This is a genomic window from Salinicoccus sp. Marseille-QA3875 (assembly GCF_054950095.1).
The window spans coordinates 2,646,455-2,671,734 of sequence record NZ_CM143103.1 but is presented as its reverse complement, the minus strand read 5'-3'; the positions used below and the strand labels follow the sequence as shown (position 1 = coordinate 2,671,734).

General features: G+C 39.1%; 27 protein-coding genes. All 27 read right to left on the bottom strand.

Annotated elements, in window-relative coordinates; all coding sequences use genetic code 11:
• Positions 1-18: 18 nt before the first annotated feature.
• The 27 genes from ACY8DT_RS13625 to ACY8DT_RS13495 all read right to left on the bottom strand — a co-directional run bounded on the left by ACY8DT_RS13625 (position 19) and on the right by ACY8DT_RS13495 (position 25,280).
• Complete coding sequence (locus ACY8DT_RS13625) at positions 19-1,770, bottom strand: vWA domain-containing protein (RefSeq protein ID WP_462420847.1); 1,752 nt, start codon at positions 1,768-1,770, stop codon at positions 19-21.
• Positions 1,771-1,777: 7 nt separating this feature from the next.
• On the bottom strand, positions 1,778-2,572 hold the full coding sequence (locus tag ACY8DT_RS13620) for an ATP-binding protein (protein WP_462420846.1): 795 nt from the start codon (positions 2,570-2,572) through the stop codon (positions 1,778-1,780).
• Between the two features lies 1 nt (position 2,573).
• Entirely contained in the window at positions 2,574-2,780 is a 207-nt protein-coding gene (locus ACY8DT_RS13615) for a DUF6501 family protein (RefSeq protein ID WP_462422284.1), read from the bottom strand.
• 89 nt (positions 2,781-2,869) lie between these two features.
• Entirely contained in the window at positions 2,870-4,159 is a 1,290-nt protein-coding gene (odhB, locus tag ACY8DT_RS13610) for a 2-oxoglutarate dehydrogenase complex dihydrolipoyllysine-residue succinyltransferase (RefSeq protein ID WP_462420845.1), read from the bottom strand.
• 2 nt (positions 4,160-4,161) lie between these two features.
• Positions 4,162-6,945, bottom strand: a complete 2,784-nt coding sequence (locus tag ACY8DT_RS13605) for a 2-oxoglutarate dehydrogenase E1 component (RefSeq protein ID WP_462420844.1) — start codon at positions 6,943-6,945, stop codon at positions 4,162-4,164.
• Positions 6,946-7,033: 88 nt separating this feature from the next.
• Complete coding sequence (locus ACY8DT_RS13600) at positions 7,034-8,275, bottom strand: sensor histidine kinase (RefSeq protein ID WP_462420843.1); 1,242 nt, start codon at positions 8,273-8,275, stop codon at positions 7,034-7,036.
• Positions 8,276-8,403: 128 nt separating this feature from the next.
• Positions 8,404-9,081 (bottom strand): response regulator transcription factor, encoded by a 678-nt coding sequence (locus ACY8DT_RS13595; RefSeq protein ID WP_462420842.1) that lies wholly within the window; start codon positions 9,079-9,081, stop codon positions 8,404-8,406.
• Between the two features lie 77 nt (positions 9,082-9,158).
• On the bottom strand, positions 9,159-9,779 hold the full coding sequence (locus ACY8DT_RS13590) for a GNAT family N-acetyltransferase (RefSeq protein ID WP_462420841.1): 621 nt from the start codon (positions 9,777-9,779) through the stop codon (positions 9,159-9,161).
• A 96-nt stretch (positions 9,780-9,875) separates the two neighbouring features.
• A complete protein-coding gene (locus ACY8DT_RS13585) occupies positions 9,876-10,499 on the bottom strand; it encodes a phosphatase PAP2 family protein (protein WP_462420840.1) in 624 nt (207 codons plus the stop codon).
• Positions 10,499-11,578 (bottom strand): undecaprenyldiphospho-muramoylpentapeptide beta-N-acetylglucosaminyltransferase, encoded by a 1,080-nt coding sequence (gene murG / locus ACY8DT_RS13580; protein ID WP_462420839.1) that lies wholly within the window; start codon positions 11,576-11,578, stop codon positions 10,499-10,501. Before murG ends, ACY8DT_RS13585 begins: the two co-directional genes overlap by 1 nt.
• A gap of 95 nt (positions 11,579-11,673) precedes the next feature.
• Positions 11,674-13,227: a S41 family peptidase gene (locus tag ACY8DT_RS13575; RefSeq protein WP_462420838.1), complete on the bottom strand. Its 1,554-nt coding sequence runs from the start codon at positions 13,225-13,227 to the stop codon at positions 11,674-11,676.
• Between the two features lie 123 nt (positions 13,228-13,350).
• On the bottom strand, positions 13,351-14,064 hold the full coding sequence (gene deoD, locus ACY8DT_RS13570) for a purine-nucleoside phosphorylase (protein WP_462420837.1): 714 nt from the start codon (positions 14,062-14,064) through the stop codon (positions 13,351-13,353).
• Positions 14,065-14,080: 16 nt separating this feature from the next.
• Positions 14,081-14,302: a YozE family protein gene (locus ACY8DT_RS13565; RefSeq protein ID WP_462420836.1), complete on the bottom strand. Its 222-nt coding sequence runs from the start codon at positions 14,300-14,302 to the stop codon at positions 14,081-14,083.
• A complete protein-coding gene (locus ACY8DT_RS13560) occupies positions 14,302-14,808 on the bottom strand; it encodes a PTS sugar transporter subunit IIA (protein WP_462420835.1) in 507 nt (168 codons plus the stop codon). Before ACY8DT_RS13560 ends, ACY8DT_RS13565 begins: the two co-directional genes overlap by 1 nt.
• Positions 14,809-14,824: 16 nt before the next feature.
• Complete coding sequence (msrB, locus tag ACY8DT_RS13555; protein WP_462420834.1) at positions 14,825-15,253, bottom strand: peptide-methionine (R)-S-oxide reductase MsrB; 429 nt, start codon at positions 15,251-15,253, stop codon at positions 14,825-14,827.
• On the bottom strand, positions 15,253-15,774 hold the full coding sequence (gene msrA, locus ACY8DT_RS13550) for a peptide-methionine (S)-S-oxide reductase MsrA (RefSeq protein ID WP_462420833.1): 522 nt from the start codon (positions 15,772-15,774) through the stop codon (positions 15,253-15,255). The genes msrB and msrA overlap by 1 nt, the downstream gene beginning before the upstream one ends.
• An 11-nt stretch (positions 15,775-15,785) precedes the next feature.
• Entirely contained in the window at positions 15,786-16,340 is a 555-nt protein-coding gene (locus ACY8DT_RS13545; RefSeq protein ID WP_462420832.1) for a DUF2140 family protein, read from the bottom strand.
• A gap of 12 nt (positions 16,341-16,352) precedes the next feature.
• Positions 16,353-16,829 carry a dihydrofolate reductase gene (locus ACY8DT_RS13540; RefSeq protein WP_462420831.1) on the bottom strand — a complete coding sequence of 159 codons (477 nt, stop codon included), beginning with the start codon at positions 16,827-16,829 and terminating at the stop codon, positions 16,353-16,355.
• A gap of 15 nt (positions 16,830-16,844) precedes the next feature.
• The gene (locus ACY8DT_RS13535; RefSeq protein WP_462422283.1) at positions 16,845-17,801 is read right to left on the bottom strand and encodes a thymidylate synthase; all 957 of its coding nucleotides are present in this window, start codon (positions 17,799-17,801) and stop codon (positions 16,845-16,847) included.
• 184 nt (positions 17,802-17,985) lie between these two features.
• Complete coding sequence (locus ACY8DT_RS13530; protein WP_462420830.1) at positions 17,986-18,423, bottom strand: BrxA/BrxB family bacilliredoxin; 438 nt, start codon at positions 18,421-18,423, stop codon at positions 17,986-17,988.
• Between the two features lies 1 nt (position 18,424).
• Positions 18,425-19,153, bottom strand: a complete 729-nt coding sequence (locus ACY8DT_RS13525; RefSeq protein ID WP_462422282.1) for a virulence factor — start codon at positions 19,151-19,153, stop codon at positions 18,425-18,427.
• Positions 19,154-19,251: 98 nt separating this feature from the next.
• A complete protein-coding gene (locus ACY8DT_RS13520; RefSeq protein WP_462420829.1) occupies positions 19,252-19,539 on the bottom strand; it encodes a NifU N-terminal domain-containing protein in 288 nt (95 codons plus the stop codon).
• 13 nt (positions 19,540-19,552) lie between these two features.
• On the bottom strand, positions 19,553-19,726 hold the full coding sequence (locus ACY8DT_RS13515) for a zinc-finger domain-containing protein (protein WP_462420828.1): 174 nt from the start codon (positions 19,724-19,726) through the stop codon (positions 19,553-19,555).
• A gap of 60 nt (positions 19,727-19,786) precedes the next feature.
• Positions 19,787-20,182 carry a ribonuclease HI family protein gene (locus ACY8DT_RS13510; RefSeq protein WP_462420827.1) on the bottom strand — a complete coding sequence of 132 codons (396 nt, stop codon included), beginning with the start codon at positions 20,180-20,182 and terminating at the stop codon, positions 19,787-19,789.
• 9 nt (positions 20,183-20,191) lie between these two features.
• Positions 20,192-21,064, bottom strand: a complete 873-nt coding sequence (locus ACY8DT_RS13505; RefSeq protein WP_462420826.1) for a 5'-3' exonuclease — start codon at positions 21,062-21,064, stop codon at positions 20,192-20,194.
• Positions 21,054-21,905, bottom strand: a complete 852-nt coding sequence (locus ACY8DT_RS13500; RefSeq protein WP_462420825.1) for a sulfurtransferase — start codon at positions 21,903-21,905, stop codon at positions 21,054-21,056. Before ACY8DT_RS13500 ends, ACY8DT_RS13505 begins: the two co-directional genes overlap by 11 nt.
• The gene (locus tag ACY8DT_RS13495; RefSeq protein WP_462420824.1) at positions 21,906-25,280 is read right to left on the bottom strand and encodes a dynamin family protein; all 3,375 of its coding nucleotides are present in this window, start codon (positions 25,278-25,280) and stop codon (positions 21,906-21,908) included.

The window sequence follows — 25,280 nt, the reverse complement described above, 5'->3', positions numbered from 1 at the left end:
ATTTGTCATTTAGAATAATTATCTGGTAATCGATAATAGGATTTTATTCAGCAAATTTGCAGTGGCATGAGGTATATCTGCCGGATGCTCAACAATTATTGTATTGTTTCCATAAATATCTTTGATTGATGCGAGAGTCTGGTCATCACTGTCTTCATTTATAAAAACATTGATAATATTTATATTCTTTCTGTTCGCAATATTTACTGCTTCATGTGTGTCTACAATGCCATTTTGATTATAATTTTCAGCGCTTGGCAGTCCGTCTGAAAACATGATGATAAACTTATCCGTTTCATCATGTTTTTCAATCAGTGATATTTCATGCTTCAGGATGAAACCATCTCTGTTATCGCCTGACGATTCTATATCAAGAATTGATACAGGATAATAATATCTGGATTTTTCAACAGAAAGGTGCTCATAAATTTTATTAGGGAAATTATTCGGACTCACTTCGAAAGTGTCTTCATGATGCGAAATGATACGATGTTTGATGTTCAATGATTTCAATATATGATTGAAAACAATCACTGCTGAAATGGTCTCTTCCAAATGAGATTCCATGGAAAACGACTGATCGATGACCAGCGTGAAGACAGCATCGATGTCAACAGATTCTGAATCCTCCTTTATAAATAGTTTATGACTGCCTTCTATTATAGGGAGCACTGGGTTTTTCATTATTTTCCCACTTGATTGATGCTTGCGAATATCATTTCGTTTAAAATTCAGCAGCTGCTGTATATCTCCTATTACATGTTTTGTAATTTCTCCGTAACGATTATATAGACCACGGTACTTATGATAATCACTCAATTTCACTTTAGGCTTTGAAACTTCAATCAGTGCATGCTGGTTTGTGGATGACAGATCCCTGAATTGATTACTTCCGGTATTTTTTCCAAATCCCTCATTAAATTCACTGATCTCATCATCGTACATATTTATTTTCTTACTGTCGGATTTTTGAGAGTTGAGTGCGTCACCAACTTCTCCAAGCATTGTTGCTTCTTTTGCAGCACCACTGGTTTTGGTGTCTACATCATCTTTATCCTCTTCATCATCCCAGCTGTCATCAGAAGATAGACTTTTTGGATCTTTCCTGAACTCGTCAGCTTTATTAAATTCATATAAATCACTGAATGATATGTCATGCAATGTGGACACTGACATTTCATCTAAGCCTAAATGGTCAGACATCCGTTCGTATATATTTAAAGCCAGTTCAATACTCTCTTCAGTTGAATCGGAAGAAAAATTGAAAGTCAAATTTTCGAATTCCATTTCTTCTTTAAAATCCAATATTTTCAAGTTCATCAAATATAAGAAATCATCTGCTTCATTTCGAGCTTTCTTTGAATAATTTCCTTTTAGAATCCAGTCCCCGGGTTCTAAAAGTTTTTTTATTACAGGTCTTTTTTCAATACTCTTTTTCCTGAGTCTTAAATATTCAATAGACAAAAATAATTGTTGAATCAGAGTATCTTTATTTTTCAATGTATCATATTCAGCATAGTTAAGAGTTTCCTCCGCTGCATAATGTGTAAAAATATCATGCTTGAATCCGTCCAGTTCAGTTATATCAGTACGGTGCTTCCAAAACATGCTGAAATTCATGATATTCTTCAGAGGATTGTAATATGAATGCTTTCGGACATTGACAGTTAAACTTGGATTTTTAAAAAGCAGTCGTGCCAAATCGGTCAACTCCATCATATTTCTTGAGTCAACAAGTTCATCATTGAATTTAATAAAAGAATAGTTCATATTTTAATCACAACTCAAAATGTAGTTTAAAAGCATTATAAATAGCTGTTTTTTCCTGGTCATTATCAAGTTTATCTATTATAGTTCTTTTTATTGCTCTGGATTCAGTGATAAGAGTGGTTAGATCAGCAAGATCTATTAAACTTCTGACACTGGATGACTCTTTCGATATTTGTCCCTGTTTAGTCATTGTGACCAGATCTTTATGAAAATCGGTCAGTTTACTTAAAATATCGTTGTCATCCTGAATGCTCTGGTTTTGTAAAATCTCTAAAAGCGCATCATCTGAAACATAATCGATTTCTACAATATTAAAACGGTTGAGCAGCGCTTCATTCATTGGCATTGTTCCGGCATAACCGATATTTATGGCTGCAATGACTAAAAAATTTTCATCTGCAACAATCTTCTCGCCTGTTAGCGGGTTTGTCATAGTTCTCCTGTAATCCAATGCCGCGTTGAGTATTGGAAGCACCTCAGGTTTAGCCATGTTTATCTCATCAATATAAAGGATGAACCCATTCTTCATTGCACGGATTACCGGTCCATCGACGAAAACTATCTCCTGCCTGCCATCTTCATACTCGATTGTTTTAAAGCCGAGTAAGGCTTCAATGTCGATATCGACTGAACAGTTGATACTGATCATCTCCTGCTCCAGTTCAGAAGAAAGGTCGTCAGCGAGCCGGGTCTTCCCCGCTCCTGTCGGACCTTTCAATAAAAGGTTTTTACTCAGCCTCAGAATATTCAGGGAATCCTCTCTAATCGTTGAATCTTCATGTTCAAACTTATGCTTATCCATATCAGTCTGTCACATCTTCAAAATATGTCTTATAGTAACCGCCGACTTTACCGGAGTTATCTATGACAAAAATATACTCTTCAGTTTCATTTACTACTGTATATGTCTTTCCTTGAGTCAACATATCATCCACCTTATATTTCTTAGCATCAGTATGTTTCACCTGGACAGTTCTTAAATTTTTATTTTGCCATGTCTCATGTAACATCATTAACCATTCTCCATTTCTAATTAGTAAAGTCATTATATTTTAACATAAAAAAGCAAGATACCAGAAACAGTATCTTGCTTTCTATCTTAACCTTCTAATAATAAGTCTTCCGGGTTCTCAATCAGTTCTTTGATTGTCTTCAGGAAGTTAACTGACTCTTTACCATCAATCACTCTGTGGTCGTAGCTCAATGCGATGTACATCATCGGACGTACTTCGATGGAGCCGTCAGGCATTGCAACAGGACGTTTTTGAATTGTGTGCATGCCGAGGATACCTGCCTGAGTACCGTTCATGATCGGTGTTGATAATAATGATCCGAATACACCGCCATTCGTTATAGTGAATGAACCTCCGGTCATTTCATCAAGTGATAGTTTTTTCTCGATTGCCTTATTCGCCAGACCTGCAATATCAGCTTCGATTTCAGCAAATGTTTTGCGGTCACAATTTCTTACAACAGGGACTACAAGCCCTTCGTCAGTTGACACTGCCACACCGACATCATAGAACTGTTTGTAGATCATTTCATCTCCATCAATTTCAGCATTGACAGCCGGGAATTGTCTTAGTGCTGCAACTGAAGCTTTAGTGAAGAATGACATGAAACCAAGACGTGTACCATCATGCTTTTCCTGGAATGATTCCTTTTTACGTTTCCTGAGCTCCATGACATTCGTCATATCCACTTCATTGAAAGTTGTCAGCATTGCCGTATTTTGCTTGACTTCATGTAAACGTTTCGCAATTGTTTGGCGGCGTCTTGACATTTTTTCTCTGATTACAGGTTTTTCAGGCTGTGTGTTTGCAGGCTTGGAAGCTGACTTCTCTTCAGATTTCTTACTTTCTGATTTTTGGTTTGCCTGTGATGCTTCATGGTTTTCTACATCCTGGGAACGGACATGCCCTCTTGGGTCACCAGCATTGATTTCTTTAAGAGAAAGGCCTTTTTCTCTCGCCAGTTTTCTTGCTGCAGGAGAAGCGATGATACGATCCGAACCTTCTGCGTCATCTGATTTTTCTTCAGATTTTTCAGTATCTGCCGACTCTGACTCATCTTCAGATTTTGAATCTTCTTCTTTCGAAGATTCCTGTTTATCATCTTTCTTTTCTTCTTTTTTATCTTCTGAAGGTGCTGCTTCGCCTTCACCAACAACAGCAACGACTTGTCCTACTTCGACAGTGTCACCCTCTTCTGCTTTTAATTCTGTAATTACACCGGCTTCTTCACTGATCACTTCAACGTTGACTTTATCAGTTTCAAGCTCTAATATATTTTCACCCTGTTCTACAGAGTCACCCACGCCTTTTAACCATGACGCAATTGTTCCTTCCGATATCGATTCTGCCAATTCAGGTATTTTTATTTCAGCCATTATTAATCCTCCTGCACTTTCATTGCATTTTCTATAATATTTTGTTGAATCATTTTATAAGTTTCGCCATCACCTTCAGCAGGTGATGATGAAACCGGGCGGCCAACATATGACCTTTTTACATTTTGCGGTAGAATATCAAGGATTTTTGGTAGTACAGAGCTGTACGCGCCCATGTTTTTCGGTTCTTCCTGTACGAATCTTACTTCGTCCAGATTTTCGATGCTGTCCAGAACATCCTTTATCTCTTCACCTGGGAAAGGATAGAGCTGTTCAATTCTGATGAGGACGATTTCTTCAGGGTTATTATCCTTTTGATGATTCAGCAGATCGACTGCCATTTTACCGTGAGCCAGAAGTACTTTCTTAACTTTGGATTTATCATGTTCTTCGACGATTATTTCTCTGAAATGATTGCCGATGAAATTTTCTACAGGATTACTGACAAGTTGATTTCTGAGTAAGCTTTTAGGTGACATGACCACCAGTGGTCTCATCTTATCAGTATTCAGATATTTAGCCTGTCTTCTCAACAAATAGAAATAATTTGCAGTACTTGTCAGATTGACTACTGTCATATTCTGATTTGCCCCTAAATGCAGGAATCTTTCCAGTCTTGCACTTGAATGCTCTGGGCCGGAACCTTCCTGCCCATGTGGCAGGAACAAAGTGAAGCCACTTGTTTCTCCCCATTTTGCATTACCGGATGACATGAAGTTATCAAAGTAAACTTGTGCCATATTGGCAAAGTCACCATATTGTGCTTCCCAGATCACGAGTGCTTCTTTATTTTCAACATTATACCCATAATCAAAACCGACAACCGCTGCTTCGGATAATGGTGAGTTATGAATATCAAACGTTGCTTTTACATCCGGTACATGATGCAGCGGAATGTATTCATTTCCATTTTCAGAGTCATGCAGCACAGCATGTCTGTGTGCAAAAGTACCTCTTTGAGAATCCTGACCAGTCAGTCTGATTGGTGTACCATCCTGATTAATGGTTGCAAATGCCAGTGCTTCTGCATGTGCCCAGTCTACAAGCGCCGAGTCGTCTTCAAAAGGCAGTTTGCGGCGGTCAAGAACCTGCTTCAACTTTTTGAAAACTGTAAAATCTTCCGGATACTCGAATAAAGCATCATTGATCTCTTTCAATCGGTCGTATGTGATTTCCCGTTCCGGTTCGTTCTCGAAACCTTCCTGAATTGTTTCAGGCACCTCGATTTCAGATTTTATGACGGTATCCTTTTTATCAATCTTATCATGTGCCGCACGCATTTCCTTTTGTGCATCTTCGATGATATCTTCTTTTTCTTCTTTTGAAATGATTTTTTCTTCAACCAGCTGACTGCCATATATATGCTCAATTGTATCGTGAGCTTTCACTTCTTTATAGAGCATAGGATTGGTCGTGCTTGGTTCGTCCATTTCATTATGGCCGTAACGGCGGTATCCGATTAAATTGATGACCGCATCTTTGTTGAATTCCTGACGATACTTAAGAGCGAGTTCAATCGTTCTCAGTACGTGCTCGGGCTTGTCTGCGTTAACGTGGAACACCGGCAGATTGAAGCTGAGGGCAGCATCTGAAGCATGGTCAGTTGAACGGGCATCGAATTCCTCAGTCGTAAAACCGACTCTGTTATTGGCGACAATATGAATGGAACCGCCTGTCGTATAGCCGTCCAATTTTCCGAGGTTCAATGATTCGAATACGACTCCTTGTGCAGGAAATGCAGCATCACCGTGTACCAGAACTGCCAATGAGCGGTTGAAATCCAAGTTTGGCAGACCATTATGGTCAGTGTCTTCCTGGTCTGCTCTGGTTTTCCCCTGAACTACAGGGCTGACAACTTCAAGGTGACTCGGGTTGTTTGCGAGTGTGATCTGCTGATCTATTCCATTGTCGGTTCTCAATTTGGAACCGCCAAGGTGATATTTGACGTCTCCGACCCATCCGGAAGTCAGTGATAGTGAATTATCCTCCGGCAGGAACTTCATAGGGTCAGTGTGCATGAACTCACTGAGCATCATTTCATATGGTTTTTCTAAAATATGAGTCAGTACATTCAAACGCCCTCTGTGAGCCATACCAATTTGAAGATTCGGAATATTTTCTTTAGCCATCAGTTTCAAAAGGTGCTCGAGCATCGGCACCATAGTATCCAAACCTTCAATGGAAAAGCGTTTAGCTCCGACAAAGTTTTTATGAAGGTATTTTTCAAATCCTTCAACTTTTGATAGTGTTTTAAATAATTCGATTTTTTCATCTGTTTTCAAATTGACTTCATCTTGATTTTCAATCGTTTCTTTGAGCCACTGTCTTTCTTTTGAATCATTGATGTGCATGAACTGGTACGCAATAGGTCCTGTATAGACTTCATACAAATGATTGAAAGCTTCGCTTGCATTGTCATATAAAGATCCTAAGTGGGGACTTACCAGTGACGCAGGTACATTCTTCAACAATTCATCAGAAATACCATGTTCTTTAAAGTCTAAAGAAGGTTTATTTTTAATCTCTGGTTCATATACAGGATAGATATCGGCTTCCAGGTGACCGAAAAGTCGAATCTCGTCCAAAAGTCTTAACATACCCTTTACATTTTGCTTCGCATCCTGACTTAAACTACCATCTTGGGATGTTCCAAGACTTTCAAACAATGTGCGCATTTCTTCGCTGACATTGTTTGGATTTTCTAAATAAGAATCATGAATATCAAGGAGTAAACCAAGATTCATACCGAATCTCATTGGAGCCTCTTCATAGGCTTTCCCTTCCATCTTTGCAGCACCTCTTTAGTTTTATATGTTTTATATATTATACATTCCCATTTTAGCACTACTTAAATCTATTTTAAAGGTGGCAACTTTATGAATTGCCTATATTTAAAGGGAATCTGATAATAACTTTTGTAAAATTTCCTTCTTCACTTTCAAACCATACTTTGCCTTTATAATTTTCAATTAATTTTTTGCCGATGGATAACCCCAGCCCGTTGCCACCCTGCTGTCTGCTGCGGGATTTATCCACTCTGTAAAATCTATTGAAAACATTTTCAAGATCTTCCTCAGGTATACCTATACCATGGTCCATTATTATGATATCAAAATAATCAATATATTTTTTTGTTTTTGTAATAATATATTTATACTCAGTATCATACTTTACAGCATTATCTAAAAATATAAGCAATAATTGCTCTAAATGATGATTGTTTATCTGAAATGGAATTGAATCATCCGAGTGTTCGACTGCAAAGTGATAGTCTGGATGTATCTTTTTCATACTGTCGACCCGGGAGTTGATTTCATCAATGATATTTACGGTTTCAATCTCTTCAAGCTGTCTGGGATTATTTTTAGTCAACAGTAATAATTCTTCAACAAGCTTATTGATGCGGTGTAATTCATCGATTGATATATCCAGGGATTCCTCTAGTATTTTCGGGTCATTTTTCCCCCACCGGTTGATAAGTTTCAAATGTCCCTGGATGATCTGCAATGGGGTTCTCAGTTCGTGGGAAGCGTCTTCCACGAATTGCTTCTGCTGATTGAATGACTCTTCAAGGGAATCCATCATGTTATTGAATGAGGTGACCATATAGTCGGTTTCCTCTGTGTCGGTAGATAACGTAAGACGTTCTGATACCCCTTCACCCTCTATCCGTTTCAACTGATTGGCAATGCTTCTAATCGGTTTGACCATCTGTGTAGAGAAGAAATAACTTACGATTGATGTAAATAATATTGACATGAAACCGATGATCAATGCTATAAGGACCATGGTTCGAATGATCAGATAATAATTGTCGAGTGGATGAATGACGGTTAAATATCCATTCCAATACATAGTATCAATATTCGACCGGCCAACCAGGAAATTTCCATCTTCGGTTTCGTGTGACGTAATGACTTTATCACTGACAGGGATAAAGTCTATCTGCAGACCGTTTAACTGATTTGCAGGTTCAGTAGAAACAATATTTCCACTGCGTGTATAAAGAACCATTGTCTGTTCGTCATAAAGACTCGTGATAATATCGTTTCTTGAGATTGTATTGTACGGTTGTGTTTCGTAAATATGCTGCAGTTCCTCAAGACTTCTGTCCAATGCCCTTTCTTCCAGGTCTTTTAAATAAAGACTTGTAAAATAAATCAAGAGAGTACTGAATATCAGATAGGTAAATGATATTATCAGCGTGGACAACCTCAGCCATTTATACTTCAGAGAGTTTTTGTTCATGCCCTGATCACGTACCCGACTCCCCTGACAGTTTCAATCACTTTATGTTTGTTGAACGGTTTAAGCTTATTGCGTAAATACCTTATATAGACATCTACCACATTAGTTTCCACTTCACTGTCATATCCCCAGACATGTTCCAGTATCTGTTCACGCCTAAGAACGATTCCCACATTTTTAATAAGCAGGTGAAGCAGCTCATATTCCGTCTTGGTCAGTTCCAGTTCTGTATCATCAATCGTTACTCTGTAAGCAGATATATCGACTGAAATGCCATGAAGTGAAAGGATTTTATTATTGTTAGTTTCAGGATCGTTTGTTCTTCTGAGCATCACGCGGATTCTTGCGAGAAGCTCTTCGATTTCAAATGGTTTGACTATGTAGTCATCTGCACCGTAATCCAGCCCCACCACTTTGTCATAAGTTTCACCTTTAGCAGTAATCATGATGATTGGAGTGTTTTTGGATTTTCGGATTCTGCGGCAGACTTCAAGACCATTTAAAGCAGGCAGCATCAAATCTAATAAGATACAGTCGTAATCATAATTCAATGCTTTATCGAGCCCATCTTCACCGTCCGCACTCAAAGTGACGGAGTACCCCTCATGAGTCAGCTCAAGCTCTATAAAGCGTGCCAGATTGAGCTCATCCTCTATAACCAGTACATGCTTCAATTCATTCACTTCCTTTGTGCTATCATACCATTTTTTATTTATATGAAAAATAAAAGACACATAATATGAATTATGTGTCAGCTTGCCGTAGAATCAGGCACATCCAGCATGTAATTCTGCTGTTTTATCATCAAATTCATCTTAACATCGGCCCATTCGTCATCGATTATGGAATAGACGATCAAGTTACGCGGAATACCGTGTAATTTACGCTCTTTTCTCAGCACACCTTCTTTGGTGAAGCCTAGTCTTTCAACTGCCCGGTTGCTTCTGACATTTCTTTCATCCACCCTGATTTGAACTCTCATCATATTTAAAGTTTCAAAACAGAATTCGAGCAGCAGGAACTTGCTGTCTGAGTTTACGAAGGAGCGGTGTGATTTTGTACCGAACCAGGTCGCACCGATTTCACAGCTTTGACGTTCATAGTCAATATATTGTATTCTCGTGCTGCCGACCACTTCTCCCGTAGTTTTCAATATAACTGCAAAAGGTATACTTTCCAATTGATTTCTAAGTTCGATGGCACTTTTAATCCATTCTGTCATGAGAGGAAGCGTCGTTGCTTGAAATAACATGTATGACCATATACTTTCATGGTTGATGTCCTGAAGTTCATTTGCGTGGCTCAGTTGAAGTGGGACGAGCCTGATCCTTTCATTTTCAAGCGTAATGGATTCATATAGATTTACAGCCATTTGAAATCACCTTCTTTACAATTATATAATGCAGATTAATTATAATTGTGTGAATGAAAAATGGCAATGCAAAAATGTTTGCATTGCCATTCAATATTAGACATATTGACTTTTCTTAAATTTGTTGTGAAGCAGATAGCTTGTACCTATAACTGCAGCTGTACCGATTGTTATGCCTGCTATGACATCTGTAGGATAATGGACGCCCAGATATACTCTTGATGAAGAAATCATCAGGATAAAGAACGCACATAAAGCGTACAGCACACTTTTATTATTCAAAGAAGTTTTATTTATAATCGCCATAAGGGAGCCGAAGAATATCGTAGAGCCTGTGGCATGCCCACTCGGAAAACTGAAGCCTGAGATATCTATCAATCTTAATAATGAAGGTCTTTCCCTGTCGAAAGCATTTTTCATCACAGGTATCATTATACTGCTTGCCAGCATTGAAATGATAAAGAACAGAGTATGGAATTTAAGTTTGTAGAGCATCAGTATGGCAATCATGATGATGGAAAGGATCACCATGGTCAGCACTTCTCCTATTTGAGTGAAGCCGAGCATGAATGCTGTTGTGATGAAACTTTCCGAGGCATATATGAATTCATATACTTCTCTGTCTATCCATTGTCCAAGTCTGGATTCGTGGAAGACGGCAATGACGCCGAATATTAAAGTGAATACCAGGAACAATGATAATTTTTTTAATCGGCTCACTAAACTTCCTCCTCATTTAGCAGCTTTGAGACCAATGTGTCAGGTTTAAACCCGCCTTTATATTGTTTCATATTCATAATGATGTCATGACGTGTCTCGTTAATATCATTGACGGCAGAATTGAAATTCTGCAGTGTCAAATCATCTTCCTGAATGACTTTCGCATAGCCCATTTCTGAAAAGTACTGTGCATTTTCCAACTGATCACCCCTGCTTTGAGTGAGAGGTAAAGGTATCAGTATCATTGGCTTGAGATTTAAAAGCAATTCATATATGGCATTGGATCCGCTGCGGCCGATGACAATATCTGAAATGTTAATGAAATGGGCAAGTTCGTCTTTGACGAACTCAAACTGGATGTAATTGTCATTTTGGGTCAGACTTCCGTCGATATTATCTTTGCCGCAAAGGTGAATTATTTGAAACTCCTGTGTCAGAATATCAATATTCTCTCTGACAAATTCGTTTATGGATTTTGAACCGAGCGACCCGCCCATGAACATGATAACCGGTTTCTCCGGATTAAAGCCGGACAGTTCGTAGCCTTTTTCGCTGTAGCCATTCAATAATTCATCCCGGATGACAGGTCCGAGATATTCGGTCTTCTCTTCTGGAAGATAGTCCATCGTTTTTTCGAACGTGACATAGCATTTAGTGGCAAACTTTGTTGAAATTTTATTTGCAAGTCCCGGTGTCAAATCAGATTCATGAATATAAACCGGTATATTCAAAGATTTTGCAGCAAGTACAACCGGTACGCTTACAAAACCTCCCTTGGAAAACACTAGATCAGGACCTTCCTTTTTTAATATTTTACGGGCATCGAATATTCCTTTTGCCACTTTGAAGATATCCTTCAAGTTTTCAAATGAAAGATATCTCCTTAATTTACCGCTGGAAATATTACAATATCTTATTGAAGTAGAGCTGATAATTTCTTTTTCAATTCCAGTTTTAGAACCTATGTAGACGGGTTCGACATTGTTATTCAGGAAACTGGGAATAAGTAATTTATTCAACATGACGTGGCCTACTGTCCCACCGCCGGTTAAAATAACCTTTCTTTTTGAAGTTTCCATAATAACCTCCATTTATCTTTATGATATAACTTTAAACCATTTAGAGTTTTGGCACAATAAAAGTCGCACAAAAAATTTTGTGCGACTGGGAATGGTTATTGTTCAGCTTCTTCCTGAAGCTCTTCTATTGATTTGATTTCAATATTTTGTGCATTTTCCTGTGCTTCATCTTCTATTTCTTCTGCGCTGTGCTCCCCATTGATGTAATCAACGAGATATTCCAGCTGTGCATCATTTTCATTGATGAATTCTCTTAGCTCAGACATCAGATTTACTGAAGTATCGCCCGTCACATTACCGTCTGCTTCCATATCATTATCTTCCTGGAAGCTTTTGACTGCATCATTCAATTTCTCATCGAAAGTTTCATTGATAGTTCCGACATCATAGCCGAGAGTTTCAAGGGCCACTTTTATGGACGTAATTGTCTCGCTTTCCTGTCCTTCTGTAAAGACATCGTCTTCATCAAGTACTTCCACACGGTAATAATCAGGATTGACCAGTTCAATATCCGGTGTAATGCCCTCTTCATGAACCCATGTACCTTCCGGTGTCAACCATTTGGTATTTGTGTATTTCAACATGGAGTTGTCATTGAAGTTCTGTGTCTGCTGTACGACACCTTTACCGAAAGATTGAGTGCCGGCAATGACAACATCATCAAAATGATCATCGAGAGCACCTGTGAATACTTCCGAAGCACTCGCAGAACCCTCATTTATCAAAATATAAACATTCATATCTTCTGTATTGTCATTTCGACGGTTTTCAGTTTCGAGTTCGACTCGCTCACCATTGCTGTCCTCCAGCATCAGGGCAACTTCATTCTTCGGTATGAACTGATTGATCATTGATACAGCTTCAGAAAGCAATCCGCCAGGATTATATCTGAAATCGACAATGATATCTTCGACCTCATCTTCTGAAGCCTGATTGATGCTTTCTTCAAACTCGTCAGTTGTTCCTTCCTGGAACCTGTTTATACTGATATGGCCAACATTATCAATCTCTTCATAAGTGACACTCTCAATGTGAATGGTATCTCTCGTCACTGTTATGTCCATCGGCTCGCCTTCACCGCGAACGATTGATAATACTACATCCGTGCCTTTTTCACCCCGGATCAGCTGGACAGCTTCCGTGGTCGTCATGCCTTCTATGCTCTCACCGTCAACTGCAATGATCTGGTCTCCCGGTTCAACTCCAGCAGCTTCTGCAGGTGAGCCCCTCATCGGGGACGTCACTACAATACGATTGCCTTCCTGCATCACTTCAGCACCGATGCCTTCGAAATCTCCGGTGACAGTTTCCTGGAATGCTTCAGTATCATCCATGTTCATATATTCACTATAAGGATCATCCAAACCCTGCACCATACCTTCTATGGCGGATTCAATCAATTCCTCATTATCGACTTCATCATAAAAATCTGTGGAAATCGTATCATATACACTATACAATTTCGAGAATTCACTTCTTGTATCAGTGCCGACATTGACAGCCTTCTCAGAGCCGGCTTCCAGGCTTAACGCCGTAATCACACTGGAAAGTATGACGGCGGCCAATATGGTTATAATCAGCCAAAAAGGATTGATACTTATTCTTTTGGATTTATGGCTTGTTTCATTATTATTTTTATTCTCGTCCAAATTACACACACCTAACTTCAAAGAGCATAATATCTTATAGTTTATCAGGTAGTTGACAATATTAAAAGAAAAAGAACAGTGGAAAATCCACTGTTCTTTAATAAATTATAAATTATTGAAAAATTATTCACCTGCAAATGGCAGTGCAGCATCAAGTGCTACTTCAATCATCTCATTGAATGTTGTCTGTCTTTCTTCACTTGAAGTCGCTTCGCCTGTCAGTACATGATCAGAAACTGTCAAAATGGCTAAAGCTCTTGCATCAAACTTTTTGCTGATCGTAAATAGTGCCGAAGATTCCATCTCCAAAGCAAGAACACCGTATTTGGCCATCATTTCCACATCGCCTTTTTCATCGTAGAAAGAATCAGCAGTGAATACGTTACCCACTTTGACTTCCAGACCCTTTTTCTTTGCTTCATTGTAACTTGAAAGTAATAGATCAAAGTCGGAAGTCGGAGCATAATCAAAGTTTCCGAATAATTTCCTGTTTTGGAAAGAGTCTGTTGATGCACTTTGTGCCAATATGACATCGCGGACTTTTACATCTTTTTGAATTGCACCGCAAGTACCGACACGGATAAGATTTTTAACACCGTATTCTTCCATCAATTCATGGATGTAGATTGAAATGGATGGTACACCCATACCTGTGCCCTGCACAGAAATGCGTTTACCTTTATAAGTTCCTGTAAAACCTAACATGTTTCTGACTTCGTTGTAGCAGGTCACATCTTCCAAAAAATTTTCGGCAATATATTTTGCACGTAACGGGTCTCCCGGCAGTAAAATTGTTTCTGCTATGTCACCTTTTTGCGCGTTAATATGGATACTCATTTTAAATCTCCTTTTGTCAGTGGTTTAACCAATTTTGATAGTTCTGGTAGGATTCATCGAATGCACTTAATTTTATATCAGGATAAGGGTTTCTTTCTAAATAATCACTAAGTTGATGGTAGTCGGTTTCCTGTTTGGGAAACATGCTGTCATTTTTAATAAAATCACTCAAAATACCGATATCGGATTTTTCACCGGCCCGTATTTTAATATACTGATAATATGAATAATTTTTCATTAATTCACTTCAGCTTTGGCAACAACAGTGTATGCTTTGCTGACATCTCCGGTTTCAACTATTTCGAACGATTTTAAAATGTCGCTGTTAGTGACTATGACTGGTGAAATAGTACTGTTCGCTTCTTTTTTTACAAGCTCCATATCAAAAGTGACCAGCTTATCCCCGACTTCGACGCTGTCGCCTTCGCTTACATGTCCTGTAAAGCCTTCACCTTCCATTGCGACAGTTTCCAGGCCGATATGAATCAAAAGTTCAATTCCATTTGCTGTTTTTATACCTATCGCGTGGTTTGTCGGGAAAACCTGCATTACTTCACCAGCAGCCGGTGATACGACTTCACCTTCAGAGGGTTCGATACCAAAGCCTTCCCCCATCATCTTTTCAGCGAATACCGGATCAGGTATATCTTCCAGTTTTACATATTTTCCGTTAAAAGGACTTTTAATTTCAAGTGTACTATCGACAGGTGATTCGTCTTTTTTCCCGAATAAATTCTTGAACATTTGAATCAACTCCTATTTAGTCATTAAAGTAATCTACGTATTCATTATACCCTTTTTCTTCAAGTTCATTCTTGGGTATAAAAGTCACTGCCGCAGAATTAATACAATAACGTAGTCCACCGAGCTCTTCCGGTCCATCTTCAAACACATGTCCCAGGTGGCTGTCTGATTCTGAACTGCGCACTTCTGTGCGTCTCATACCGAAGGAATCATCAAAATGTTCCGTGATATCATCGGATGCACCTTTTGAAAAACTTGGCCAGCCGCATGAAGAATGGAACTTATCCTTCGATGTAAATAATGGTTTTCCACTAATTTTATCAACATAGATACCGTCTTCGAAATGGTCCCAATACTCGTTTTGAAATGGCGGTTCTGTGCCTTGTTCCTTCATTACATTGTATTCTGTTGAACTTAATTCATCAATATTTTTTCTTACACTCATTACGATTCACCCCAATGATTTTCTATGAATGCTTTACGTCCGGAGCCTTTATAATATGCATTATAATGTCCACGGTTCTTCTTGTAAAAATCCTGATGTTCCTCTTCTGCTGCATAAAATGATTTTAGCGGTATGACAGGTGTATTGATCGGTTTATCGAATACGCCGCTGTTGTCTATTTCCTCTATTACTTTTTCAGCAGTTTTTTTCTGATCGTCATCATGGTAAAGAATAGCCGGCATATACTGGCTTCCACGGTCACCGAATTGTCCTTCAGTGTCAGTCGGATCAAAAGTTTTAAAGAATATTTTCAAAATTTCTTTAAAACTGATGATATCTTCTTCATAGTCAATCTGTACTACTTCTATATGGCCGGTTGTTCCTGTACTCACCTGGGCATAGGTCGGGTTGTCCACTTCACCGTTTGAATAGCCTGAGAGGACCTCATTTACGCCATCCCACTGATCAAAAGGTTTAACGAGACACCAGAAACAACCGCCTCCCAATGTTGCTTTTGTCAAATTAATTCACCTCAGTTTAAATTTTCAATAGAAAAATACCACGCATTATTCTGATGATCTATTTCTTCAATATCCAATGATAAATCACTATAATCATCGAACAGTGATTTATCTATTATCAATGCTTTCGAATTTGTACTGAATACAATACCATCTGGCAGATCGGCACTGGTTCTTATTAAGGTGTACAGCATATCTTCTGTTAAAGGCAGCTGTCCCACTGAAATATCACTGATTTCAAATATGATGGAGCTGTCGGTTATTTGCGGGTTCAGATTGAATGTCGTATCAAAATTCATATTCAAATATTCATTTTCAGAAAAAAGTTCAATGTTGTTCTCATCAATAGAAACCGAGATATCATTTGCTGAGTCTTCCCGTAAGAAAGAATTCAATATAGTTTCTACGCTGTTATTTTGTAATATCACAACATGTTCAGCTGAAGATTCACCGGTTTCCCCGATATCCACTTCATCATAATTTCCTGTTAAAAATATATAAAGTGCACCGACTGCAAGTATATTGAACAACAAAAGACTTATAAATGCCCATTTCCAGATATTCATCGTCTTTACACTTTACAGGTTTCTTTTCAGATGCATAAATTCATGTGCATATTTATTTTTTTCATCAACTGTTCCCGGGACAATCTTTTCAATTTCCCATTCAGTTACATCATATTCAGGAAAGAAAGTATCACCGGCAAAAGTTTCGTGAATTTTTGTGATGAACATTTCATCTACAAGATGCATAGTCTGTTTATAGACGTTGCTGCCGCCGAAAATAAAGACCTTGCCTTCAAGATTTTTTATTTCATCGATATCATGAATGATTTCTACATTATCAAATTCGTAATCCTTATTCCGTGTCAATACGACATTTTTGCGGTTCGGCAATGGTTTTTTTAAAGTTTCCAAAGTTTTACGGCCCATTACAATCGTGTTACCTTCAGTCAGATTTTTAAGGTTTTTCAGATCTGCAGGGAGATGCCAGGGCATATCCCCGTTAAAACCGATAACATTCTGATTTGCATGCGCTACGATTAGTGATACCATTTTAACCCTCCTTGATCAGACTGCAATTGCTGCTTTGATGTATGGATGTGATTTATAATCCACCACTTCAAAGTCTTCATATTCAATTTCAAAAATAGAAGCGTCGCTGTTTATCTTTAACGCAGGCGGTTCATAGCTGTTTCTTGATAACTGTTTGTCCACAGCCTCCAAATGATTGGAATATATATGTGCGTCACCCATAGTATGCACGAATTCGCCTGCTTCTAAACCACATTCTTTGGCAACCATCAGAAGCAGCAGTGAGTAGCTCGCTATATTGAATGGTACACCCAGAAATATATCTGCACTTCTTTGATACAGCTGCAGACTCAGTCTGCCGTCATTGACGTAAAATTGGAAAAAGGAATGACATGGCGGAAGAGCCATCGTATCAATTTCAGCAGGATTCCAAGCGGTGACGATATGTCTTCTGGAATCAGGGTTTGTTTTAAGCGCTTCGATTACATTCTTCAACTGATCTATTGAATTTCCGTCCGGACCGATCCAGTCTCTCCACTGTTTCCCGTAGACATTGCCCAGATTACCGTATTTTTCACTGAATGATTCATCAGTCAGAATCCGTTCTTTGAACTTATCCATTTCCTTTTTATATGTTTCATTGAATACTTCATCCTGCAATGCTCTGCGGCCGAAATCGGTCATATCCGGACCATCGAACTCAGCCGACTCAACCCAATTTTTAAAAGCCCACTCATTCCATATATTATTATTGTATTCGAGTAAGAATTTTATATTCGTATCTCCACGTATAAACCAGATGAGCTCTGTTGCAATCATTTTAAACAGGACTTTTTTTGTAGTAAGTAAAGGGAAACCTTCCGATAAATCAAAACGCATCTGATGACCGAAAACAGAATACGTGCCTGTGCCGGTGCGGTCATCTTTAAAAGCGCCCTCTGATTTGACACGTTCGAGAAGTTGATGATAGACCTTGTCAAAATTATTCATGATACCCCTCTTTTCTTTTTCACTGAACTTCTATATAATTGATTATGATAATAAAAATGACTACTTGGAGTGTTGACTCATGGAAATGATACTTTCAATTGGATTAGCCCTGATGGCAGCATGGTTCGTATCACTGTGCATTACTGAATAGGATAAATGATGACCAGGAATATTATTCCTGGTTTTTTTATGAAATATTTTCGTCGAATGATTCTTTGATATCCATCATTATATCGTTGATATCCCGGCCTTCAATCTGTTCACGAGGCATGAAATGAACAAGGTTCTTACCTTTGAATAATGCGTATGACGGGCTGGACGGTTCTTTTCCGATGAATTCTCTCAGACGTGCTGTCGCCTCTCTGTCCTGTCCGGCAAAAACTGTTGCTTTATGATGGGGCTGTTTTGGGTTTTGTTCAGCAACTGTAACTGCAGCCGGACGTGCAAGACCTGCTGCACAGCCGCAGACACTGTTGATGACGACGAATGCTGTCTCGTCCTCTTTTACAGTATCCATGAATTCATCCACAGTCTCAGGTGTCGTCAAATCTTCAAAGTTGCGATTTGTCAGTTCATCCCGCATCGGCTTCGCTACTTCCTTCATGTACTCTTCATAAGGATTCAATCTATCTCTCCCTTTCCTGAATTTGTTTCCACACACTGCCCATGGCTTCTTCGCCTTTTTCTATGCGTGCGATTGCAATCTCTTTTTGTAACTTGACATCATACTGCGAATCATCCTGATATTCATACAAATAAGGCAGACTGTCATTATCGCCTACTTCATAGATGAACATTGCAGCCCGCCAGCGGACGATTGGGCTTCTGTCATCAAGCAGTGGATACATGTCTTCCAATCCCTCTTTTAATCCGAGATCACTGTAGCCGTCTCCTGCTGTTCTTCTTACAGGTACAGCTTTATCTTCAAGTCCTGCTTTTAAATAAGTCAGAGTCTCTTTATCTTCAATCATGGCAAGTAAATATACTGCTGTTCTTCTGATCTGCATTTTTTCATCCTGCAATGCCAGTTCAAGCAGTTCATAATCATCCTTGGTCGGGTTTTCCATATGGTCAAGCAGGTTCAGGCGCTCTTTCCAGTCCTCTGCGTCTTTGAATTCCTGGACGCTCACTTTACGGTACTCTTTTGGAGCCGGCGGTAGTTTGCTTTTTGCTTCCTCAACCAACTTTTGAAGGGTTTCCTCATTATAAAGTGCGTTGATCTCTTCAATGACTTCAGTGAAAACTTCATCAGGTGTACCGTAACGTGTTGAATTCTGTTCCCACTTGCGGCCCATGATAATGTTATCTTCGGGCAGAGTAGCTTCTTCAACAGCGTTTACGAACCTCTCATCCAGTTGTTGCCTGTGTTCTTCCCCGTCATTGAGCTTAATCTGATAAGGAATCCCTTTGAAAGTCAGTACTTGAACATTTACTTCACCAAAGGGGGAACTATTTATTGGTTTTTTTTTACATCGGAATCATTGCTGTCTGCATTAAAAGTGTTTTCAATTTCAGGAATCAATGTTTCCCAGTCAGCTTTTGGAGATTTATCCACTGAAATGAAATTCATTGCATGAAAGACACTTGTAACATCTTCAAGTTCCAATACTCTGTTGATGAATTCAGGCGCTTCATCAGAAGCTTTTCTGTATGTCGCTGATTTCATATCCTCTTTCTCTTCACTCACAGTAATTTTCATAGTATTTGGACTTGGTGTTGGTTCAATTCTTATAATTTCCATTTAATATATCCTCCTATTGTAATTGGTTGCCGTGGCTGCGGATTTTCAGACCGACAGAACATTCGCTGATGCAAAATTTATGTGCACTCGTGTGATTTCCCCGGTCGCGGTTTAACTTTTTCAATAAACAGCCATGACAATATTTTTCTTCAAGTTGGTTGATTTTATATAATGTTTCCTGTTTCATCTTCAACCTCCTTAATTAATTATACAGAAAAGCACGAGATAAAAAAAGAAATGACTTTCATCATCTCTTTGTGTACTTATAAAGGGCTTCTTTCGCAAGATGATCTGCTGATTTATTTCTGTTTCTTGGTATATGAGTGACCAGAAACAAATCAAATTGCACAGATTTTTTTCGGATACTGTTGAAATATGGCTGAAATTTTTTATTTTTAACAAAATGTCTGTCAAAACTGTCGCTGATTATTTTAGAATCAGTATGGAGGATGACAGATGTAATGTTTAATGCAATCGCCTCATCGACAGCTTTATCGAGTACTGCCCACTCCGCTTCATGATTATCAAGTGCGCCCAGATCAAATTTGAATTCATGCCTCGACCCTTCATCATTGATGACCGCAGCACCTGCAGCATACGCCGGGTTCTGTCTGGCCGCAGCATCGGTATATATAAGTGCCATCTTGTCCTCCTATATATTTAAAGTATGGATATATTTCTGGGTGATGCGCAGGTCATGGTCGACGAGTGTCTGATCAATCTTTTCCTTATCGATGACCAATTTGCGGTGGTCCATATATTCATCGTGTGAGAACTCGACATCTGTAATGATTTTGGCCAGCTTGTGGGAGATCTGAAGCGATGACATATCATTCAATATTTTAGTCTGGAGACCTTTACTCAGCGAATCAATATTTTCAATGATGTTTTCTACATTCGAGTACTCTCTGATTAATTTCAATGCCGTCTTTTCCCCGATGCCTTTCACCCCAAAATAGCCATCCCCGGAATCACCCATCAATGCTTTGACATCTACAAATTGCTCCGGAGTGATGTCATATTCCTCTACGAATTTTTCCTCGTCATAGTAATGATATTCGGTGAACCCTTTTTTCGTTAACCATATATCATTATTCTTTCCGAGCAGCTGCAGTAAGTCCCGGTCTCCGCTGACTATGATCAGATCATCATAATTCACTGCGAGTGTGCCGATGATATCATCCGCTTCATAGCCGTGTATGCCGAGTTGATAAATCCCCATATCATGAATGATTTCTTTGACATAATCAAACTGGGGTATCATCTCTTCCGGAGGCGCTGTACGGTTTGCTTTATAACCTTTGAACCATTCGTTGCGTATCGTCTCTTTTCCCATGTCCCATGTGATTACCAAGTTTTCAGGCCGGGTGATTTCAATGAGCTTCATCGTATGTCTGATGAGGCCCTGGATTCCGTTTGTTGGAATGTTTTTGCTGTTGATCATAAACTGGTTCCTGAAACTTGTTGCATAGAAATGTCGGAATAATAATGCCATGCCATCTATTACCAAAGTCTTATTTATCATTAAAATGAACACCCTCTATAGTATTTGGCGATGTTTCCACTGTATTGGAGTCATCTGTAATCCATTCTGAGAAACTGCCTGTGTAAACTTTGACATTGATGCCGTAGTGATTGAGCAGTGTGAACATAGGTGTCGCACTCATGCCGGAACCGCAGTAGACAATTACTTCGTCATACTCTTTAAATTTTTCCAAAGCATGGTCAAGCGCATTAAGGTTCAGAAGACCGTCCGTATAAATCAGACTGTTCGGTATATTTACCGCGCCTGGGATATGCCCTTTTTTATAATCGATCGGTTCTGTAATTCCCAAGTATCTGTCTTCGCTTCTAACATCAATGAGCAGTATATTTTCATTGATTATCCCTTCAAGAGCTTCCATGGAATAATGGATGTCACGCTTGAATATAGAATCTCCCGAATCAAATTGGATCGGCAGTTCAACATCAATGTCATGAAATTCCTCCGATTGCCCTTTGATTATATTCAGATCATCATTGAATAAATAAACATCATGGCCGTACAGCAGGAAAAGATAATACAAGCGCGTATGGAAGAAGCTGTTATCATCTGCAAACAGCAGCAGCTCATATCTGCCTTCTTTTGACAGTGTATGGTATAAATCATCTATGACATTCTGGTCCGGCAAGGGATGCCTGCCTTCATTAATCCCATCGAATTTAAACATGAACGGCATCTGTGGAATATGAACAGCCCGGCTTATCTTATCCGATTGCACAAGTTGCTTTGACTCGTCAAACTTATCCATTATATTCCGGCAGTCAACGAGTATTGTGTTGGATTGATTCATTTTTTTCAAATCATTTTTATTTACAATAGACATTTAATCACCCTTAATTTCAGATAAAGATTCAAGAAGCTTCTGGTCCTCTTCGTAATCACTTTCTTCGATGACCGGGAGTGGTTTCTTCAACTCCTCGATCATTACAGGTTTCTGTTCTGAAATATCTTCCTGAACTTTATTCAAATATTCGTCAATCAAGTGCTTCATATCAGCGCTCAGTCCATCTATGTCCAGTGTAGTGCTTATATGTCCGGCAAAGTCCAAAAGGCTGTCTCTGAATGCTTTTTGGTTATTGCGTGCCTGGTGAAGCAGTTTGCCATACTTACCAAATTCAGATACATCAACCGATATTTTTGGTTCCTCTTCAGCCTGGCGGTTGAACACCAGTGAATGCGTAGTATTCGCCGCACTGAGTCTTTCATTGAACTGGGTAATATTTTGAATCATCAGCTCTTCAGCCTGGCGGTATACGGTATTGAAGACAGTACTGACTTCAATCGTCAGGAAATGTTCAAGCTCATTTTTAATGAGCGACTGATTTTTGACCAGATAGTTTTTATCCTGTATATCGGAAACTGTAATAAGCCCCTTCATATAATCGTACAACTTCAATTCAAACCGTTTTGTGATGAATGCCAGCAGTACATCTATCTCCTGGTATAGGTTACTCTTTATATCGAGTGCACTGAAAGTCTCCAGGTCAGTGAAAATATTGTGTCTGGTGCTTTCAATGCGTGTGCGTTCAAGATCCGCATTTTCATACTGGCGGATGTTGCTTTCAATATTTAACTTGAGCTGCTCCGCGGTCTCTCTGATGGACTGTACCTGGACATTGGAAGCGAGCTTATCAGTGATGTTCAGTATGTTCTCTTTAGCTTCATTGAACATGCTGTCTTCTGAGTTGAGCGCACGCTTGCTTGAAACAGGGAAAATCATGTTGGTGATGCCGAGAGAAATCAATGCATTCGACATGTAGTCGATGACCTGATTTTTATCTGCTTCATTTTTCATGAGATCCACCGCATTGATAATGAATATGATCGGGAAATTTTCCCCTTTGATTGATTGGATATACTTTAAAAATGCTTCATCGCTTCTTGAGAAGACGTGATTATAATATGAGACATAGATGATAAGGTCACTGTCTGCGATGATATTTCTTGTTTCTTTCGTATGTCTCTGGTTGATTGAGTTGATTCCCGGTGAATCAATCAAAGTGTATTTTTCAGTAATTTCATTTTGAAGTGAAACATAAGCCTTATGGACAAATGTAGAATCTTCATCAGAACTGACTGTACTGATGAGACTGGCTGTTTCGATTTTCCTCTTCATGCCGAGATCTGATTTGTAATCTTCATACTTGTTCAGAATCCCGTCAAGAAATGGCTTATATGTTTCAGGTACATTCTGCCGCTCTCTTTTAATCCATTTGAAGTAGCCTTCAACTGAATCATGCTTCTGGTTCGAGAGCATCTCAAGCGTACCTATCAAATCATCTTCAGTTTTAAATAGTATCTCGCTGGACTCATTGTCATTGATTTCTGTAATGGTGGCCGTCGTCGGGTTCGGGCTCATTGCGAGTTGGGCTTTATTCAACAGCGCATTGATGAAAGTTGTCTTCCCTGCGCTGAATCCGCCGAAAACACTGATGTTCGCCCTGCCTTTTCTGATACGTTCCAGCTTATCTTCGATCACTCTGTGGAAATCACTGTAACGCTTTTTGTCTTTAAGGTGTCCTGTGACTTCATAATAGTAATCAAGATCGACTCCGCCTTCGTTGATGAATTTAAAGTCGTCCCTCAGAATTTCCCCAGTTCCGGCAGTTTCTGAATCATTATTCAATTCGACTTCTTCGACGAGATTCAATTTATCAATCTCATCATCGATATGGATATAGAAATGACGGTAGCTTGTACTTTCTATGGAAGTCTGCAGACTGAGCAGTTTCAATATATTTTCATATCTTTTCAGGTCATCATCAAGCTGGGATTGTTCCTTGAGCTCACCTGCATCGGACTTTTCCATAGAAGGCAGATGGTTCATAACCGCATTTGCGGCATCGCTGACGATCTTCGCTTTAAACTTATCCAGGTAATTCAAGATGAACTGATTGTTCAGATGAGTGATCTCTTCCTCGATCAGCAGATCATTATTGAAATTGTATTTGAAAGGCTCCCCGGTCAGGCCGAGACCGCCGAAAAAGCTGTTGATCGGCGCATTGATTTCAGTTTTGAAAATATTGTTTAAATTCCGTTCGATCTCCACTTTGGATTGATGGATCATTTCCGCTTCTTTTTTCTTCCTGCTGAAAAATCCCGGTACTTTGACCTCACCGGCCATGATGTTTAAATAGTGCGTTATAGAACTCTTGACCTCATGCGGGAAGATATAACTGTCTTTTACAATCTTTCTTACCGAGTCTTTCACATGATTATTTAATAGCGTTTCATCCTGATGAAGGGATTCCACTTTCGATTTCTCTATTTCCTGATTGAGAAATTTGATATGACGTTTGACCTCATCGATACTGCGCGTATCGATTTCCTCCTCATCGCTCTCATGATCTGCCAGTTCGTCCTTCAAGTATTCCAATTGGCTGTTCTCTATCGTTTGAGTGATTCTGTTGAAATATGCATCCAGAAGTTCATGTCTCTTTCTTTCCAGTTCGTGGATGAATGATTTCAGCTCCCCAACCTGGTTGTACGGTGATTCGTAGATGCTTGTCGTGAATATTTCGTGCAGGGTGATATTCCAGTCTTTCAGCGTGTTTTTGATTTTTGATAAGAATGTATCCATGGTGATTTCCTGGTCATCATGTTTATCTATCTGGTTGATGATCAATATCAGAGGTATACCCATCATTGACAATTCTTTAAGAAGCACCATGTTATGCTCGCTCTCGACATGGTTATATTCCACTGTAAAGAATATGAAGTCACTGTTAAGTAAAAAACGGTTCGTGGATTCCCTGTGGCTGTCTGTATTTGAATCGACACCCGGAGTATCCTGGAGGACCGTATTATTTTTGAAATCACCGTGCTGGACATCTATATTGATCGCACTGATATCGATATCCTTAGTATTCAATGAACGGAGTTCTTCGTAGTCTTTCACCGCGACATATTGATACTGGTTTAAAAATGCGCTGATTTCCGCAGCGTCGCCAATCTGTACTGCCACAGTATTACTTGTCGTCGGCACAGGGGAAGACGGCAGAATATCCTGCTCCAGCAAATAGTTGATCAATGAAGACTTTCCAGCAGAATAATGGCCGATGAATGATAATACCAGCTGATCCTTGTATGTCTTTAAAATGGCGTGGTCAATCTGAGATACCAGAGTGTCATTTTGTGATTTGAGAATTTCTTTTTTTAATTTGTATAAAATATTAAGTGTTTTTAATTCTTCACTCAC